The sequence below is a fragment of the Microvirga tunisiensis genome (assembly GCF_009296175.1).
Classification (GTDB): Bacteria; Pseudomonadota; Alphaproteobacteria; order Rhizobiales; family Beijerinckiaceae; genus Microvirga; species Microvirga tunisiensis.
In genome coordinates, this window is record NZ_VOSK01000783.1 from 1 (window position 1) to 1256 (window position 1256).

Genomic DNA, 1256 nt, shown 5'->3' on the forward strand with positions numbered 1-1256 from the left:
CGAAGCTGCGGTCGGCTGCAAGGTCATCAACATCATGACCAGCCTTGGCATGCCAGTATCCCAGCGCCTCGTCTGAACCCCAGGGCTAAGGGGTGCATGCGGCCCACCTCTCAATTATGCACCAACGTCTCCCCGCGCCGCCAATGCCTTGATAGTCATGCGAGCCTCCTGATCGAGCCGGCTCATGCGCTCCTCCGTGTCGTCCCGTGACACGGTAGGTCGACTTCAACCGGAGGCGACATCTCGTAAATCTGGCCGTCGCCTTACTCACACATTCGCGCGTCGCGCTACACTCCTCTTGCGCTGACCCCTACTAGACCGGCAGCGGAGCGCTTCTGCCCGTTGCAGGACCGTGTTGCAGGAATGCGGCACCTTCTGCCACACGGATGCTCCCGGCAGCCCGCACCGGTTGACGCACAAGCGGCCCATTCCCTATTTTCCGGCCAAAATCAAACCTCAGGGGCCTCATGCAACGAGTTAAGCTCAAGGCTACTGCCGCGATTGCGGTTGCGGCAGGCGTGCTGTTCGGCACCAGTGCCCAGGCGCAATCCCTGTCGGGGATCAGGGTCGGCGAGGAGGTCTCGTCGGCCTCAAGGATCGATGCAAGGCCACTTCCCTCCAAGAGCGGGGATCCGCACGAGGAGCGGCGATGGAAGCTGTCCGACGGCAACAGGCTCTCCGTCGCCGCGGACCCGGAGACGAAGAGGATTGTCTACGCCGAGAAGACGTGGGGCGGCAGCGCCAACGGCAAGCCGGCCGATTTCCCAGGCTTTGTCTACGGCGAGACCACCCTTGCCGACATCAGGGCACGCGCCCAGAACAACGGGTTTGCGTTCAAGGAACGCCTCATCGACGTGAGGCCGGACGGCCTCGCCCTGTTCAACGCCTACGAGGTCGAGGGTGCGCCGGGCGTTGTCGTGACGTTCGTTACCAAGCTGTCCAAGAGAGACGACGAGCGCCTCCGGACCGGCAAGGCGAACGTGGACATCAACCGTGCCGCCCGGCTGGACGCCATCATTCTCGCCGATGCGGGATACCTCGATGCGATCTGGGGTGACGCAAAGCTGACGCACAAGGCGTACAAGCCCATCCGGTGGGAGCCGCCCCGCCAAACCGCGTTGGCCTCCCGCTAGATCCTCGACACAGTGATTTTGACCGGTTGGCCTGCCGTCTCTTGTGACGGCACTTCGAAGCGGTGCGGGATCTGCAAGTGGATTGATCCCCATTGGACGGGGCCTCGGTACCAGATGCGAAGT

At 63.2% G+C, this 1256-nt stretch carries 1 protein-coding gene; it reads left to right on the forward strand.

Features of this window, described 5'->3' with window-relative positions; all coding sequences use genetic code 11:
* The first annotated feature begins 467 nt into the window (after positions 1-467).
* Positions 468-1133, forward strand: a complete 666-nt coding sequence (locus tag FS320_RS43640) for a hypothetical protein (protein ID WP_152718683.1) — start codon at positions 468-470, stop codon at positions 1131-1133.
* Positions 1134-1256 lie beyond the last annotated feature (123 nt).

Excerpts from the sequence above, each read along its gene's own strand:
- FS320_RS43640 (WP_152718683.1), top strand. The coding sequence starts at position 468 with ATGCAACGAGTTAAGCTCAAGGCTACTGCCGCGATTGCGGTTGCGGCA.